Here is a 15,799-nt window from a genome sequence, read left to right as displayed (position 1 = left end):
TCTCCTCCTTGCCCTTTTTGTCTTGTCGAAGCAGCCTGGCAAGCGCACTGCTCCGTGATTGCTGCGACCGGCCGTCAAGCCGGTCGCCGATGTTGCTTAGCCCTTCAACTGCTCAAGGATCGCCGGGGTTTGCCTGGCGGCGAAACCCGGTACAACCGTTTTAGCCCTTGAGTTGCTCGAGAATCGCCGGGTTTTGCCTGGCGGCGAAACCCGGAACAAGCGCTTTAGCCTTTGAGTTGCTCGAGAATCGCCGGGTTTTCAAGGGTCGAGATGTCTTGCGTCAGTTCCTCGCCCTTGGCCAGGCCACGCAGCAGACGACGCATGATCTTGCCGGAACGGGTCTTCGGCAGGTTGTCGCCGAAACGGATGTCCTTCGGCTTGGCGATCGGGCCGATTTCCTTGGCCACCCAGTCGGAAAGCTCCTTGACCATCTTCTTGGTCGCTTCGGCATCGGTCGGACGCTGGCCCTTGAGCACGACGAAGGCGACGATCGCTTCCCCGGTCAGGTCGTCCGGGCGGCCGACGACGGCAGCTTCGGCAACCAGCGGATTGGCAACCAGCGCCGATTCGATTTCCATCGTGCCCATGCGGTGACCGGAAACGTTCAGCACGTCGTCGATACGGCCGGTGATGGTGAAGTAGCCGGTGTCCTTGTCACGGATCGCACCGTCGCCCGCCAGGTACAGCTGGCCCTGGAAGTCGGCCGGGAAGTAGGACTTGACGAAGCGCTCGTTGTCGTTCCAGATGGTACGGATCATCGACGGCCACGGCTTCTTGCAGACGAGGATGCCGCCTTGGCCCCACGGCAGTTCGGCGCCGGTCTCATCGACCACGGCGAACTGGATGCCCGGGAAGGGCAGCGTGCAGGAACCCGGCACCAGCGGCGTTGCACCCGGCAGCGGGGTGATCATGTGACCACCGGTTTCGGTCTGCCAGAAGGTATCGACGATCGGGCAGCGCGAACCGCCGACGTTCTCGTAGTACCAGGTCCAGGCGGCCGGGTTGATCGGCTCGCCGACCGAACCGAGGATGCGCAGGCTGGACAGGTCGTAACTCTTCGGATGCACGGCCGGATTGGCATCGGCAGCCTTGATCAGCGAGCGGATGGCGGTCGGCGCGGTGTAGAAGATGGTCGCCTTGTGGTCCTGGATCATCTTCCAGAAACGGCCGGCGTCCGGATAGGTCGGCACGCCTTCGAAAACGACTTCGGTGGCGCCGCAGGCGAGCGGGCCGTAGGTGATGTAGGTGTGACCGGTGACCCAGCCGATGTCGGCGGTACACCAGAAGGTGTCGCTATCCTTGATGTCGAAGGTGTACTTCATGGTCAGGATGGCGTGCAGCAAATAGCCGCCGGTCGAGTGCTGGACGCCCTTCGGCTTGCCAGTGGAACCCGAGGTGTAGAGCAGGAACAGCGGATGCTCGGCATCGACCCATTCCGGCTCGCAGGTTTCCGGCTGGCTGGCCAGACCTTCGTGCAGCCATTCGTCACGGCCGGCAACCATGTTGACGTCCATGCCGGTGCGCTTGAAGACGATGACGCCCTTCAGGGTGTCGCAACCGCCAAGGGCGATGGCTTCGTCGGCGATGGCCTTGAGCGGCAGGGCCTTGCCGCCGCGGAACTGGCCGTCGGAGGTGATCAGCAGGGTGGCGCCGGCGTCGTTGATGCGATCGCGCAGGGCCTGGGCGGAGAAGCCGCCGAAAACGATCGAGTGGGTGGCACCGATGCGGGCGCAGGCCTGCATGGCGACGACGCCTTCAACGGTCATCGGCAGGTAGATGACGACGCGGTCGCCCTTCTGGACGCCCTTGGCCTTGAGCAGGTTGGCCATCTTGCAGACCTTGACCAGCAGTTCCTGATAGGTGACCTTGGTGACGTCGCCGTTGTCGGCTTCGAAGATGATCGCGACCTTGTCACCCTTGCCGGCTTCGACCTGACGGTCAAGGCAGTTGTAGGAGACGTTCAGCTTGCCGTCGGCAAACCACTTGTAAAACGGCGCGTTGGACTCGTCGAGCACCTGGGTGAAGGGTTCCTTCCAGGTGATCAATTCGCGGGCACGCTTGGCCCAGAACCCCTCGTAGTCGGCCTCCGCTTCCGCGCACAGCGCCCGATAGGCGTCCATCCCGGAAACCGCCGCGTTCTTGACGATTTCGTCAGACGGATAGTAAAGCTGCACGGACTCATTCGACATATTCTTCTCCTCTGCGTTACATCGCATTTGTGTTGAAAACAACCGGTCGGGCCTCGGGGGATACCCCGGATTGCAGCAAGGCCTGCGCGCCGTCGCCACCTCGATCCCCGGCGCAGCGTCAAGCCCTAATTACACTTCGATAATCTTACAAAGGCCTTACGAAATCACGCTGCGGCGCAGCATTCGGCGGTTTCGGGCAAGCCCGCCGCCGCATGCTAAACTTTGCGCCCCCGACACCCAGCCTCACCATAAAACCAAGATGTCCTTGAATACTGCCGCCACACCGGCCCGCTTCCTGCAATCCTTCATCTTCGCCAGTCGCTGGATCCAGGCCCCGCTCTACGTCGGCCTGATCGTCGCCCAGCTGGTTTACGTCTGGCTGTTCATGGTCGAGCTCAGCCATCTGGTCTCCGGCGCCTTCGGCCCGCACAAGATGACCGAAGCCGACATCATGCTGATCGTCCTCGGCCTGATCGACGTCGTCATGATCGCCAACCTGCTGATCATGGTCATCGTCGGCGGTTACGAAACCTTCGTCTCGCGCCTCGAACTCGAGGACCATCCGGACCAGCCGGAATGGCTCAGCCACGTCAACGCCGGGGTACTGAAGATCAAGCTGTCGACGGCGATCATCGGCATCTCGTCGATCCATCTGCTGAAAAGCTTCATCAACGCCGGCAACCTGCCCGAACACACGCTCTACTGGCAGGTGGCGATCCACCTGGTGTTCATCGTCTCGGCCGTCGCCATGGCCCTGGTCGACAAGATCATGACCCAGACCCTCATTCTTCAACATAACAACCACTAAACCCGGAGCCGCGCATGAGTGCCATCAAACAGGAAGACCTGATCCAGTCCGTTGCCGATGCCTTCCAGTACATCAGCTACTACCACCCGCTCGACTACATCAAGGCGCTCGGCGAAGCCTACGAGCGCGAGGAAGCCCCCGCTGCCAAGGACGCCATCGCCCAGATCCTGACCAACTCCCGGATGGCCGCCGAAGGCCATCGCCCGATCTGCCAGGACACTGGTATCGGCATGGTCTTCATCAAGGTCGGCATGCAGGTCACCTGGCCGGATGCCACCATGAGCATCCAGGAAATGATCAACGAAGGCGTGCGTCGCGCCTACGCCAACCCGGACAACCCGCTGCGCGCTTCGGTGCTCGCCGACCCGGCCGGCGCCCGCAAGAACACCAAGGACAACACCCCGGCCGTGGTGCACTTCGAGATCGTCGAAGGCCATCACGTCGAGGTCATCTGCGCGGCCAAGGGCGGCGGCTCGGAAGCCAAGTCCAAGTTCGCCATGCTCAACCCGTCTGACGATCTGGTCGACTGGGTCCTGCACAAGATTCCGGAAATGGGCGCTGGCTGGTGCCCGCCGGGGATCATTGGCATCGGCATCGGCGGCACGCCGGAAAAGGCCATGCTGCTGGCCAAGGAATCGATCATGGCGCCGGTGGACATCCATGAACTGAAGGCGCGCGGCCCGAAGAACCGTGCCGAGGAACTGCGCCTTGAACTGTTCGAGAAGATCAACGCCCTTGGCGTCGGCGCCCAGGGTCTGGGCGGCCTGACCACCGTGCTCGACGTGAAAGTTCTGGACTATCCCTGCCACGCCGCCAACCTGCCGGTCGCGCTGGTGCCGAACTGCGCCGCCACCCGTCACTGCCACTTCCACCTCGACGGCTCCGGCCCGGCCAAGCTGGAAGTGCCGAAGCTGGAAGACTGGCCGGCCGTGACATGGACGCCTGACCTGAAGTCGGCGACCCGCGTCAATCTCGACACCCTGACCAAGGAAGAAGTCGCTTCCTGGAAGGTCGGCCAGAAGCTGCTCCTGAACGGCAAGATGCTCACCGGCCGCGACGCCGCGCACAAGCGCATCAGCGACATGCTAGCCAAGGGCGAGAAGTTGCCGGTGGACTTCACCAACCGCATCATCTACTACGTCGGCCCGGTCGATCCGGTGCGCGATGAAGTCGTCGGCCCGGCTGGCCCGACCACCGCCACGCGGATGGACAAGTTCACCCGCATGATGCTGGAAAAGACCGGCCTGATCTCGATGGTCGGCAAGTCCGAGCGCGGCCCGGTCGCCATCGAGGCGATCAAGGACAACAAGAGCGCCTACCTGATGGCCGTCGGCGGTGCCGCCTACCTGGTCGCCAAGGCGATCAAGTCGGCCAAGGTGGTCGGCTTCGCCGATCTCGGCATGGAAGCCATCTACGAGTTCGACGTCCAGGACATGCCGGTGACGGTGGCCGTCGATTCGGGCGGCAACAACGTGCACGAGAGCGGCCCCAAGGAATGGCAGATCAAGATCGGCAAGATCCCGGTCAAGAGCTGATCCGGCGCCGTTTCCGGCAAAGGCCGCCCGCATTGCGCGGGCGGCCTTTTTTCTGGGTGGAAGCCGATCCGGAAAAATTTCGTAACAAATCGTCGCACGAAGGGTGATGGAAAAACCGCCGGCGAGCGCAAATATACGGGCCGTATCCATCACCCCGAGGAGGACTGCATGTCACTCAACCGCCTGAAGCTCACCGTTGCCGCCATTGCCGTCTCCGCCGCCATCGGCGGTGCCTGGGCCCTGGGCCAGTCACCCGTTGCCGCCGCAACACCGGTGGCACCACCGCCAACCCCCGTCGTCGCCCCGCTCGCCGCGCCGGTGCCGGCGGGCTACCCCGACATGCGCAGCATTGTCGCCAGCAACGGGCCGGCGGTCGTCAACATCAGCGTCAGCGGCAACCGCAAGACCGCCGCCAACGTTCCCGGCATGCCGCAGATCGATCCCGACGATCCCTTCTTCCAGTTCTTCCGCCACTTCCGCGGCATGGTGCCGCAGGACAGCGCGCCGGTGCGCGGCCTCGGCTCCGGTTTCATCGTCAGCCCCGATGGTACCGTGCTGACCAATGCCCACGTTGTCGCCGACGCCGACGAAGTGATCGTCAAGCTCAACGACAAGCGCGAATTCAAGGCCAGGATCCTCGGCATGGACCCGGCCAGCGACGTCGCTGTGCTCAAGATCGACGGCAAGAACCTGCCGACGGTGCGCATCGGCAGCGCCAAGGCATCGCAGGTCGGCGAATGGGTGCTCGCCATCGGCTCGCCCTACGGTTTCGAGTCGAGCGCCAGCGCCGGCATCATCTCCGCCAAGTCGCGCAGCCTGCCCGACGGCAGCTACGTTCCCTTCCTGCAGACCGACGTCGCGGTCAATCCCGGCAATTCCGGCGGCCCGCTGTTCAACATGCGCGGCGAAGTGATCGGCATCAACTCGCAGATCTACTCGCGCAGCGGCGGCTATCAAGGGCTCTCCTTCGCCATCCCGATCGAGGTGGCGATGAACGTCGAACGGCAGATCGTCGCCCACGGCAAGGTCGAGCGTGGCCGCCTCGGCGTTGCCATCCAGGAAGTCGACCAGGCGCTGGCCGACAGCTTCGGCCTCGCCCGCCCCGCCGGCGCCCTCGTTTCCTCGGTCGACAAGGACGGCCCGGCCGGCCGTGCCGGCCTCGAAGCCGGCGACGTGATCCTCGGCATCGATGGCCAGGCGGTCGAAATCTCCGGCGAACTGCCGTCGATCATCGCCGCCAAACGGCCGGGCGAAACGGTGCGCCTGCAGGTCTGGCGCAACAAGGCGGCGCGCGACATCACGGTGAAGGTCGGCGCCTTCCAGGACGACAAGGTCGCCGCGGCCGAACCGGCCAAGGCCGACAAGGGACGCCTCGGCGTCGCCGTCCGTGCGCTGACCCCGGAAGAACGCCGGCAAAGCGGTATCGCCGGCGGCCTCCTCGTCGAACAGGCGGGCGGCGCTGCCGCCCGTGCCGGCATCCGGCCGGGCGACGTGATCCTGTCGATCAACGGCGAGGCGGTGAACGACACCGAGCAATTGCGCCAGTTGATCGGCAAGTCCGGCAAGAAGGTCGCCCTGCTGATCGAACGCGGCAAGGCGAGGCTTTTCGTGCCGGTCGAACTGGGATAAACACGGAGCAACGGATAGCAGGAGGGGCCGACAAAAAGTCGGCCCTTTTTCGTATCATCGGCAATGAGGCTCGCCAGCAAGAGGTGGCCCAGTTCAACGAACCCGGTTCATCCAAAATGCCAATATCGCTTCACAGCGCTTACGTCCGACTACTTGCCGGATTTCACGAACTCGAGCATGCCTGGCATGCAAGGACGCGAGCGCGGCGATTGCAAGGTGACGGAATCCGCGCGCTGAACATCCTGATCTCGAACAAGAAACCCAAATGGGAAAAGTGGATACTCGAAGGGTTCAAGCACACTCCTCACCAGCTTGCCTTCGCCGATCTTTCGCAAGCCCGGCCAGGCGAACATGACCTGATCATTCCACTGACCATCCCCGATCTCCTGGCGTTGAACTCCCGGCGGGAATCCTTCGCTGATTCCCCGATTCCCCTACCGAGCCCGGAAGTCATCCATCTTTGCGACGACAAACATGCCTTCGCCTGCCGCCTGACCGAACTCGGCTTCGGCGACTACCTGCCGAAGACTGGCAAGCAGGAAAGCCACCCCTACTATTTCAAGAAGAAGATCGACGAATGGGGGAAAAACACCCATATCGTTCGTGACGCAGCGGAAGAAAGCACCCTGCTGGCACGCCTGCCGACTGCTGACTATTTTGCCCAACAAGCCATACCAGGCACGGAGGAATTCAGCAGCCACATCCTTTTCATCGACGGGCGGATCGTCGATGCCATCACCCTGCGTTTCGTATTCAAGCAAACGCTCTCGGTAAAAGGCCGGGACAAGGAAGAACATCGCTATCTGTGCCGTTCCCGCTACAACGACATCTTCACCGCAATTCTTGCTGCAGCAGGTTTTTCCGGCATCTGCTGCATCAATTACAAAGTGTGGCATGGCCGCCCCATGCTGCTGGAAATCAACCCCCGTTGCGGCCAGAGCCTGTCCCCCTATCTCGCCAGCTTCGTCAACCACGCCTGGCAGACTGCTCATCCTGAAAGCCATCGTCACGGCAAGCGCTGACCGCTATACTTTCTTCGGCTTTCTGGTAGCAAGCACGCGTCCCGGATCTGCCATGCCGGAACACCCATCATGAACGCGCAACATCTCGCCCACCTGATTCCTCTCTCGGACCTCTCCAGCGCCGCCCTGACCCAGGCTTGCGCGCTGGCCCGCTCCTTCGTCGCCGAGCCGGGGCAACTCGTCTTCGCGCAGAAAAGCGCCGATGCGCACAGCTACTATCTGCTGTCCGGCGAAGTCGCCCTCGACCGCGAGGACGGCTCGACGCCGACCCGCCTGGCCGCCGGCACGCCCGCCGCGCGCCACCCGCTGGCCCGGCAGAAGCCGCGCGCCTTCAGCTGTCGGGCAGTGTCCCGTGCGCAGCTGGTGATCTTCGGCGACGACGACCTCGACCACCTGCTGACCCGCGACCAGGCCACCGCCTACGAAGTCACCGAGTTCGAAGGCGACGATCCGCAATGGATGTTCGACGTGCTCAGGAATCCCGCTTTCAGCAAGGTGCCGCCGGGTAATCTGCACCGCCTGTTCGGCCGCTTCGAAGCGCTTCCAGTTGCCGCCGGCAAGATCGTCGTTCGCCAGGGCGAGCCCGGTAACGACTACTACCTGATCCGTTCCGGCAGCGCCCGTGTCACCCGCCGCCTGGACGATCAGCGGGAAATCGTGCTGGCCACGCTCGATGCCGGTCAGGGCTTTGGCGAAGAAGCCCTGCTCTCCGGCGAACCGCGCAACGCGACGGTGACGATGACCAGCGCCGGCCAGTTGATGCGCTTGCCGGCAGCCGATTTCGACGCACTGCTGCGCGCGCCGCTGGTCCGCCAGGTGACGCTGCTCGAAGGCGCCCGCCTGATCAAGCAGGGCGCCCGCCTGATCGACGTTCGCCTGGAAGCAGAGTTCGCCGCCGGCAGCCTGAAGGGCAGCAGTAACATCCCTCTCTACTTGCTGCGTCTGAAAGCCGACAGCCTGGACCGCCGCGTCCCCTGCATCCTGTTTTGCCAGAGCGGACGCCGCAGCAGCGCCGCCGCCTTCCTGCTCACGCAGCGCGGATTCGATGCGCGGGTGCTGAGCGGCGGACTGGATGCCCTCGATGGTCCGGCCTGAGATCGGGAAAAACCCCCGAAAAAAACGCAAAACTCGGGTAAAGTGCGCGGCTTTTGCCGCAAAACCGCCATGAAATCCGCCAAACGCCGCACCACCTACCCCGCCGTCTCCTTTCCGCCGGCACTCGACGCCCTGGTCGATGCCGAAGTTCAGGAAAAGGGTTACAGCAACCACCCGGAAGCGATGCAGAGCTTCAGCAAATACCTGAAGCGCGCCATCGCCTTCGAGCAGAAACAGCGCTACGGCCGCTAAGCGGCCGTAGCCGGCGGATCAGTTCAGCTTTTCCGGACTGCCGCAGCACTGCTTGAATTTCTTGCCACTGCCGCAGGGGCAGGGATCGTTGCGGCCGGTCTTCGGTTCCTCGCGCTGCACCGTGCCGCCGCCACGCTTGGCGCGCCAGAAGTTGTACAGGGTCTGGACGATCACCGGCAGGTTTTCCTGGATGTCGGCAATCAACCGTGCTTCCTCGGCCGGCGGGAACCAACGCTCGCCGTTCTTCTCGGCATCTTCCTTGAGCATGCCGTTGAGCACGAACAGCGGCTCGAGCAGTTCGTCGAGATCGTCGGCATGCTTGCCGGCGAGTTCGTACCAGTCGCCGCCCAGCCCCGCGCCGTAGATGTAGGCATCGGCCCAGGCCGCAAAATCGTATTCTTCGGAACCTTCATCGACCGGGTAAAGCAGCGGCGAAACCATTTCATCGGCCAATAGCGAGGCGGCGATGGTGTTGTTCAGACGCATCAAGAGCTCGACGGTTTCGCCAACCAGCGGATCGTCGCCCTTCTCGATGCCGGCCCCCAGCACCTCGGACAGCCACTCGCCCGGCGGGATTGGCTGCGGGCAACTGACAACGGCGCAGATCAGCGCCTGCGCTTCGTCGAGGCGCATCGCCTCGTCGCCGAAAACTTCTGCCTCGAGCAATTCTTCAAGCCGGTCGAGATCGGCTTCGGTCAATGGATTCGGGTTCATCTGCAGTTCCTCGGGAATGGTTGAATCATAGCCCAGATTGCCGCTCGCCCGGAAACCATGCGCGGCGCAGATGATACCTAGCAGTATGCATCCCAAACCCAAATGATCTTATGGTGTGGAACGAACCGAGCATTGATCAGAAGACACGAACCTCGGGTAGGTCGGTTGAGACGACTCGAAAACCTTCACACACTTACCGACGTAATCCCCGGAGTAGTCCGAGGTCGCAACGACCTCCCGCCCATCTTCAAGACTTATTCGGTATTCAAAAACAGGCAAAGTTGTCTTTTTTTGCAGAACGGCACCAATGACCAACCCCAACCCACCCAATCCGCCTGCCAATGCCGGCCCCATGTTCGGGGAATCCGCCCTTGCTTGAACTCGTTCCCCAACTGCTGTCTTTAAAACAATCCGCCCGACAGATTCCCGCGCATTTGGATCGTAATCCGGTGCCTGGCTAGCACAACCGGAAACCAAGAACAGTGTGAGAAGAAAAGGCGTAACGCGCATGTATCTATTGAGACAAGAGTTGGAGGGACGAAGCCATGACTGGCGAGTTCGCGCCTTGGCTGTAATGCAGACATCTACTCCGAAAGCCGGTGAAGGGGCCCCATGCAAGCTTTCAGGGACGGCTCCTGGCACATGAGCATTTCGCTCCTGGACGAGTTGAACAGAAGGTACAAGGTTACCGTATCCCCTACTGGCGTCCCACCGGGAGTACCATCGCAGCCGGTGAGACCGTTAGTTTGAGTTACCACATCGGTCATCCGATAAAACCCATTCGCATCGGGTTTCTCGCTGACGGTGAAACGGCTTTCGGCAACTTCTTCGGCGCTAGTTATCGCCGAAGTGTTGTCGCCACGAAAGTGGTATATCTCCTGGCAGTTATTCCTTGCATAAACCCACCCCCACTTTCCGTACAAGGGGTGCAGCACCGGGTCTCCGGCAATTGATGCACTGACAGACAAGGAAATTACGCAAAAAGCCAACGCAACGGTCAAATATTTCATGAAGAAAAAGGGGCCAAAGGGCCAAGATGTTCTTATGCAAACATCCTGCCGAATACCCAACGAAATATCAAGATCCGTTCGTCATCGCATTTGCGTGAACATATCGGCGCCCCCAGGGATCAAGCGATCAAATTCTCTGCCTGCTGCATCCCCCGACTCTGCATGAACCGCCCCGGCGGGACGCCGAAGGCGCGTTTGAACATCGCCGAGAAGGCGGCCGGGCTGGCGTAGCCAAGTTCGGTGGCGACTTCGCCGCTGGGGCGGCCACGACCGATCAGGTCAAGGGCACGGGCCAGGCGTAGCTGCTGGCGCCAGGCGCCGAAGCTCATCTTCAGTTCGTCGGCGAAGAGACGCGCCAGGGTGCGTTCGCTGGCGCCAACGCGGGCCGCCCAGTCGGCGAGCGGGCGATTGTCGGCGGGGTCGTCGAAGAGCGCGCCGCACAGCGCCTGCAGGCGACGGTCGCGGGGCAGCGGCAGGCCGAGCGAGAGCGGCGGGGCGACGCCAATTTCGCTGAGCAAGAGCTGGATTATCTGCTGGCGGCGCGCCGTTTCGCCTTCGCCGAGCGCGCTCAGCGCCTCGATCAAGGCCCGCATCAGGTCGGAGACTTCGACCACCGAACAGGCGTCGAGCGGCAGCGGCGCGGCTTCAGTGGCGATGTAGACGGTGCGCAGTTCGACCTGACCAAGCATCACCACTTCGTGCTCGATGTGCGGCGGAATCCACACCGCGCGGAAGGCCGGCACCAGCCAGGCCATGCCGGCGGCGGCGATGCGCAGCGCGCCGCGCAGCGGAAAAGCGAGTTGCGCCCAATCGTGGCTGTGCGCCGGCACATGGACGTCGGCCGGCAGGCGGCGCAGGTTGACGGTGAGCGGTTCGGCGGCGGTCGGCGCGCGACGCGGACAGGGATCGAAAGGCAGGGTTGTCAGCATTGCGATAATTTTTGTCGGACTATCGCGTTCGCGTCAATAGGCAGCCCGTTAAACTGCTTGCCACAACAATAGATTTCCCTGCCCCCGACATGACTACCGATACCCTGCCCCGCCCGGCCGCCAGCGACATCGAGACGATCACGCTGATCGGCTTCGTGCACGGCGTTTCGCATTTCTTCCACCTCCTGCTGCCGCCGCTGTTTCCGTGGCTGATGGCCGATTTCGGCCTCAACTTCACCGCCGTCGGCGTGACGATGACGGTCTTCTTCGTGATTTCCGGGATCGGCCAGGCCGCCGCCGGTTTCTTCGTCGACCGTTTCGGCGCCTTCCGCGTGCTGTTCGCCGGCATCAGTTGCTTCGTGCTGGCTGGCGTCGTCCTCCACTTCGCCAGCGGCCTGCCCTGGCTGATCGGCGCCGCCGCCTTCGCCGGGCTGGGCAACAGCGTCTTCCATCCGGCCGATTTCACGGTGCTCAACCGACGCGTCTCGCAGCCGCGCCTCGGTCATGCCTTCTCGGTGCATGGCCTGTCCGGCAACCTCGGCTGGGCGGCGGCGCCGGTGTTCATGACCGGCATCGCTGCCGTCGCCGGCTGGCGCGAAGCGGCGCTTGGCGCCAGTGTCGTCGCCGTCGTCGCCCTCGGCGTGTTGAGCTGGCGCCGCCAGGCGATCGCCAATCCGCTCGCCGAACACGCCGCCAAGGCGGGCAGCGAAGCCGTGCCGCCGCTCGCTTTCCTGCGCGTGCCGGCGGTCTGGCTGTGCTTCCTGTTCTTCTTCCTGATCACCGCCGCCTTTGGCGCCATCCAGAACTTCGCGACGCCGATCCTGCAGGCGCTCTACGCCTTCAGCCTGGGCAGCGCGGCGACGGCGCTATCCACCTACCTGCTCGGTGGCGCCGCCGGCATCGTCCTCGGCGGTTTCCTGGCGCAGAAAAACGCGCACGACGGGCTGATTGCCGGCGCCCTCGGCGTCGCCGCGCTGTTCGCCCTGCTGCTCGCCAGCGGCCTGCCGCCGGCCTGGAGCATCCTGCCGCTGATGGGGGCGATCGGTTTCTGCACCGGCGTCGCCGGCCCTTCGCGCGACCTGCTGGTACGCCGCGCCGCCACCGCCCGCTTCGGCCAGGCGGCGTTCGGGCGCATCTACGGCTTCGTCTATTCCGGGCTCGACCTCGGCCTGGCGACGGCGCCGCTGATCTTCGGGCGGCTGATGGACGGCGGCAATTTCAGCGGCGTGCTGTTCGGCATCGCCATCTTCCAGGCGTTGGCCATCTTCACCGCGCTGCGCGTCGGCAAGGCCGGCTGAGTTACAGGCCGCGAGCCCAGGCCGGGCGCAGCGGCGCCTCACCGGCGATGGCCTGGCGCACCTGGGCGAGCAGGCGTTCCTTATCGGCGCCGAGCGTGCCCTTGAGGACCAGCCAGTTCGACGCGTGGTCGGAACGGAAGACGGTGCGTTTGAGTTCCAGCCCGCTCAGGAAGGTCTCCATCTCGGCGAACAGCTCCGGCTGGGTCAGCGGCTCCCAGCCGGGGAAACCGGCGCGCAGGCGCTGTTCGCCCTTGGGAAAGCTGACCACCAGCGTCGCCAGGTATTCCGGCTGGCTGGCATTGGCCAGGCGCGCCGAGTTTTCCGCATGCTGGCGCGACAGTTCGCGCCCGCCGAGACCGTTAAGGATCATCACCGAACGGCTGATGCCGGCGGCGCCGAGCTTGTTCAGCGCGTCGACGGTGGAGTCGAAGGTCTCGCCCTTGCTGACGGCGGCGAGCACCGCGTCGTCGCCCGATTCGGCACCGACGTAGACCATGCTCAACCCGGCGGCGGCGAGTTCATCGATCTCCTGCTGGCTTTTCTTCTTCAGGTTGCGCGGCAGGCAGTAGCTGGAAATTCGCCGCACCGCCGGCAGGTGGGTGCGAATCGCCTCGAGCACGGTGAGCAGACGGCGGGTCGGCAGAACCAGCGCGTCGCCGTCGGCCAGGAAGACGCGGCGGATGTGCCCGGCGTAGCGCTCGCCGGTGGCGCGGATGCTGTCCAGCACCTCGGCCTCGTCGCGGGCGCGGAATTTCTTCTGCGGCGCGGTGTACATCTCGCAGAAGGTGCACTGGTTCCACGAACAGCCGTCGGTCAGCGGCAGGATCAGCGATTCGGCTTCCGACGGCGGCCGGAACACCGGCTCGACGTAGCGGATCGGGATCATGCGCCGGCCATCCTTGCGGCGAAGACCGCCGGCACCTTGACCTTGCTGCGCGTCGCGTAGTCGAAGAAGACGATGCCGTGCTTGCCGCGCGCCACTTCGCGGCCGCTCGCCTGCTCCTTCAGTTGCCAGACCAGATCGCAGCCGTAATCGTGGAAATCGGCGGCGGCGAAGGCGATCACCAGCGTCTCGCCGTGGAAGGCTTCGGAACGGTACTGGGCGGCGACGTCGGCGACGACGATGCCGGGCCCGCCGACATCGAGTTCGCTCCAGCCGAAATGCTTGAAGAAGCGCACCCGCGCCTCGGCGACCAGCATCAGCAGCGCGGCGTTGTCGAGATGGTGGCCGTAGTTGATGTGCTGGATGTAGATCGGGATCTCGGTGCTGAAGACGAACTTCTCGGGCAGGGCGATCTTGATGCGGGGCATGGCGTCAATCCGGCGGATAAAGGCGGCATTCTAGGCCGGCGGCTCATTTGCCGAACAGGCCCTTGAGCTTGTCGCCGAGTTTTTCTTCCAGCTTCTTGCCGGCCTTTTCCTTCAGCTCGTTCTTCTTCTCGTCGAGTTTGGCTTTCGCCGCATCCTTGAGCAGTTCGCCGGCCTCCAGCGAATAGGAAAGATTGTCGAAAGGCCCGCGCAGGCGGACCGGCACGGTGATCCCGCGCAATTCGTCGCGCTCCTTGCCTTCCTGCCCCTTTGAGGTTTCGACGACGCTGACTTTCGCCAGGTAGTCGATCTGGCTGTTGCCGATATCGATGTCGCCGGCGCCTGCCAGGCGCAGGAAGGGCGATTTCATCGCCAGGTCGTCGTTGTGGGCGACGCCGTTGGCGATCCGGAAGGTGGCGATCAGTTCCGAGAAATCGGTCTTCTCGGCGGCGTCGGGGGCGCTTGCTGCGCTCTTGCCGCCGCGCAGCAGCGCCTTCGCATCACGCAACTGCTTGGCCAGGTTGACGCCGCGGATGGCGCCATCCTTCAGTGCCAGCGAAGCTTGCCCGGCCAGCCCGCGCTTCAGCGCGTCGACCGTGGCGCCACGGGTATTGACGTTGAGCGTCACCGTGCCGCGGCCTTCCAGCGGTTCCTTCTGGATCAGATCGGCAAGCAGCGGGCGGATGTCGATACCGGACAGGTTCTGGCGCACGGTGAACACATTGCCCCGGGCATTGACGCCGAGCGCGCCGTCGAGGCTGCCACCGTACAGTTTCGCCTGCATCGACGAGACGTCGAAGCGGCCATCGGCGGCAGCCAGGCGCGCTGTCAGCGCCGAGAGTTTCAGGCCCTTCGCCTGCAACTGGCCGATGGCCAGCTTGCCGCGGAAATTGAGCGCCTCAAGCGCACTCAGGTCGATCTTCGCCGCCGGCTTCTCCGCCTTGCCGCTCGCGCCAGCATCACCGCCGGCCGCGCCGGGCTTGGCCGGCGGCAGGTAGTGATCGACGTCCAGTTGGTCGATGTCGAGGTCGAAATTGAAGAAGAGCGGCGACAGGCGTTCGACCGCCAGCTTCAGCGCGATGTTCGAGGCGTCGAGCTGGGTGTCGAGCGTGAGATCGGCGGTCGACTTGCCGAGGTCGAGCGCCAGCTTGCCGGACAGCGGCAGCTTGACGCTACCCATCGGCATGGCCGGGCTGCTCAGCGCGAGCTTGCCGGCGAATGGCGTGGCCAGGCGCTGCTCGGCGAACTTGATGGCGGGCAGTTCGATGTTCGCTTCGAAACGATCGTCGCCGCTGCTGCCACGCGCCGCCAGCTTGAGCTGGTCGATGGCGAGGCTGCCGGCAGCGCTGTCGGCCTGGACGCGGCCGGTGGAAAAATCGAGCGCCGATAGCTGGGTGGTCTTGCCCGCCATTTCGTCGCGCCAGGTGAAGCGCGCGTCGCGCAGCGCCAGGCCGGCGATGTCGAGCTGCAACGGCTGGCCACCGTCGGCCGCGGTCTTTTCTTCCTGGGCCGCGGGCTTTGCTGCGGCTTCGCCAGCCGTCAGGTCGTCGATGTTGAGCTTGCCGTCGCGCCGCTTGACCAGGGTCAGCGCCAGGCCGTCGATGCCGATTTCCCGCGCCTCGACCTTGCCGGCCAGCAGCGGCATCACCGCGACGGCGACGCGCAACGATTCAAGCGCCGCGAACTCGGTCTTGCCGTCAGCTTCGGAGAGGCTGACCTGGCCGGCGCTGACCGCCACCTCCGGCCACAAGGACAGGCTCACGTCGCCGGCGATATTCAGCGTGCGACCGGACTTGAGCGCCACCTGTTCGACCAGGTGACGCTTGATCGCCGCCGCATCGAACAGCGCGTAAGCGACGCCGGCGGCGAGCCCGAGCAGGGCGATCAGCGCGGCGAGCGCCAGGGCAAGTTTGCGCAGGACTGACATGTTCACAGCACTCCCTGAAAATCCGACAGGCGACAGCCTAACAAAAGCTGCCGTCACTGGCTGTTCGGAAATGTAAGGCGGTC

13 protein-coding genes are annotated in these 15,799 nt (G+C 64.0%); 7 read left to right on the top strand and 6 right to left on the bottom strand.

Annotated elements, in window-relative coordinates:
* Positions 1-224: 224 nt before the first annotated feature.
* Entirely contained in the window at positions 225-2,189 is a 1,965-nt protein-coding gene (acs, locus tag ACE3OV_RS07080) for an acetate--CoA ligase (RefSeq protein ID WP_374326289.1), read from the bottom strand.
* 259 nt (positions 2,190-2,448) lie between these two features.
* On the opposite strand from acs, the gene ACE3OV_RS07075 reads away from it, so the two are divergent.
* From ACE3OV_RS07075 to ACE3OV_RS07050, 6 genes are all read left to right on the top strand, one after another.
* Complete coding sequence (locus ACE3OV_RS07075) at positions 2,449-2,997, top strand: TIGR00645 family protein (RefSeq protein WP_374326288.1); 549 nt, start codon at positions 2,449-2,451, stop codon at positions 2,995-2,997.
* 14 nt (positions 2,998-3,011) lie between these two features.
* Positions 3,012-4,532 carry a fumarate hydratase gene (locus tag ACE3OV_RS07070; RefSeq protein WP_374326287.1) on the top strand — a complete coding sequence of 507 codons (1,521 nt, stop codon included), beginning with the start codon at positions 3,012-3,014 and terminating at the stop codon, positions 4,530-4,532.
* Between the two features lie 168 nt (positions 4,533-4,700).
* Positions 4,701-6,161 (top strand): Do family serine endopeptidase, encoded by a 1,461-nt coding sequence (locus tag ACE3OV_RS07065; RefSeq protein WP_374326286.1) that lies wholly within the window; start codon positions 4,701-4,703, stop codon positions 6,159-6,161.
* Between the two features lie 83 nt (positions 6,162-6,244).
* Positions 6,245-7,183: a hypothetical protein gene (locus ACE3OV_RS07060; protein ID WP_374326285.1), complete on the top strand. Its 939-nt coding sequence runs from the start codon at positions 6,245-6,247 to the stop codon at positions 7,181-7,183.
* A 69-nt stretch (positions 7,184-7,252) separates the two neighbouring features.
* Positions 7,253-8,278: a cyclic nucleotide-binding domain-containing protein gene (locus ACE3OV_RS07055; protein WP_374326284.1), complete on the top strand. Its 1,026-nt coding sequence runs from the start codon at positions 7,253-7,255 to the stop codon at positions 8,276-8,278.
* Positions 8,279-8,347: 69 nt separating this feature from the next.
* Positions 8,348-8,530 (top strand): hypothetical protein, encoded by a 183-nt coding sequence (locus ACE3OV_RS07050; protein WP_374326283.1) that lies wholly within the window; start codon positions 8,348-8,350, stop codon positions 8,528-8,530.
* A gap of 18 nt (positions 8,531-8,548) precedes the next feature.
* Here ACE3OV_RS07050 and ACE3OV_RS07045 read toward each other — a convergent pair whose 3' ends face one another.
* Positions 8,549-9,244, bottom strand: a complete 696-nt coding sequence (locus tag ACE3OV_RS07045) for a UPF0149 family protein (RefSeq protein ID WP_374326282.1) — start codon at positions 9,242-9,244, stop codon at positions 8,549-8,551.
* Between the two features lie 1,129 nt (positions 9,245-10,373).
* Positions 10,374-11,183 (bottom strand): helix-turn-helix domain-containing protein, encoded by an 810-nt coding sequence (locus ACE3OV_RS07040; protein WP_374326281.1) that lies wholly within the window; start codon positions 11,181-11,183, stop codon positions 10,374-10,376.
* Between the two features lie 89 nt (positions 11,184-11,272).
* Here ACE3OV_RS07040 and ACE3OV_RS07035 point away from each other — a divergent pair, with 89 nt between their 5' ends.
* Positions 11,273-12,481: an MFS transporter gene (locus tag ACE3OV_RS07035; RefSeq protein WP_374326280.1), complete on the top strand. Its 1,209-nt coding sequence runs from the start codon at positions 11,273-11,275 to the stop codon at positions 12,479-12,481.
* Between the two features lies 1 nt (position 12,482).
* Here ACE3OV_RS07035 and ACE3OV_RS07030 read toward each other — a convergent pair whose 3' ends face one another.
* The 3 genes from ACE3OV_RS07030 to ACE3OV_RS07020 are packed head-to-tail and all read right to left on the bottom strand — an operon-like array spanning position 12,483 to position 15,716.
* Complete coding sequence (locus tag ACE3OV_RS07030; RefSeq protein WP_374326279.1) at positions 12,483-13,367, bottom strand: radical SAM protein; 885 nt, start codon at positions 13,365-13,367, stop codon at positions 12,483-12,485.
* Positions 13,364-13,792: an acyl-CoA thioesterase gene (locus ACE3OV_RS07025; protein ID WP_374326278.1), complete on the bottom strand. Its 429-nt coding sequence runs from the start codon at positions 13,790-13,792 to the stop codon at positions 13,364-13,366. The genes ACE3OV_RS07030 and ACE3OV_RS07025 overlap by 4 nt, the downstream gene beginning before the upstream one ends.
* Before the next feature lie 43 nt (positions 13,793-13,835).
* Positions 13,836-15,716, bottom strand: a complete 1,881-nt coding sequence (locus ACE3OV_RS07020) for an AsmA family protein (RefSeq protein WP_374326277.1) — start codon at positions 15,714-15,716, stop codon at positions 13,836-13,838.
* Positions 15,717-15,799 lie beyond the last annotated feature (83 nt).

Source organism: Azonexus sp. (assembly GCF_041909095.1).
Lineage (GTDB): Bacteria > Pseudomonadota > Gammaproteobacteria > Burkholderiales > Rhodocyclaceae > Azonexus.
Note: the sequence above shows the minus strand (reverse complement) of the source record. Positions and strands in the feature narration are given on the sequence as shown.

Bases quoted from the DNA above. Each gene is read 5' to 3' on its own strand.
- acs (WP_374326289.1), bottom strand. From the start codon at position 2,189: ATGTCGAATGAGTCCGTGCAGCTTTACTATCCGTCTGACGAAATCGTC.
- ACE3OV_RS07075 (WP_374326288.1), top strand. From the start codon at position 2,449: ATGTCCTTGAATACTGCCGCCACACCGGCCCGCTTCCTGCAATCCTTC.
- ACE3OV_RS07070 (WP_374326287.1), top strand. From the start codon at position 3,012: ATGAGTGCCATCAAACAGGAAGACCTGATCCAGTCCGTTGCCGATGCC.
- ACE3OV_RS07065 (WP_374326286.1), top strand. From the start codon at position 4,701: ATGTCACTCAACCGCCTGAAGCTCACCGTTGCCGCCATTGCCGTCTCC.
- ACE3OV_RS07055 (WP_374326284.1), top strand. From the start codon at position 7,253: ATGAACGCGCAACATCTCGCCCACCTGATTCCTCTCTCGGACCTCTCC.
- ACE3OV_RS07050 (WP_374326283.1), top strand. From the start codon at position 8,348: ATGAAATCCGCCAAACGCCGCACCACCTACCCCGCCGTCTCCTTTCCG.
- ACE3OV_RS07045 (WP_374326282.1), bottom strand. From the start codon at position 9,244: ATGAACCCGAATCCATTGACCGAAGCCGATCTCGACCGGCTTGAAGAA.
- ACE3OV_RS07040 (WP_374326281.1), bottom strand. From the start codon at position 11,183: ATGCTGACAACCCTGCCTTTCGATCCCTGTCCGCGTCGCGCGCCGACC.
- ACE3OV_RS07035 (WP_374326280.1), top strand. From the start codon at position 11,273: ATGACTACCGATACCCTGCCCCGCCCGGCCGCCAGCGACATCGAGACG.
- ACE3OV_RS07030 (WP_374326279.1), bottom strand. From the start codon at position 13,367: ATGATCCCGATCCGCTACGTCGAGCCGGTGTTCCGGCCGCCGTCGGAA.
- ACE3OV_RS07025 (WP_374326278.1), bottom strand. From the start codon at position 13,792: ATGCCCCGCATCAAGATCGCCCTGCCCGAGAAGTTCGTCTTCAGCACC.
- ACE3OV_RS07020 (WP_374326277.1), bottom strand. From the start codon at position 15,716: ATGTCAGTCCTGCGCAAACTTGCCCTGGCGCTCGCCGCGCTGATCGCC.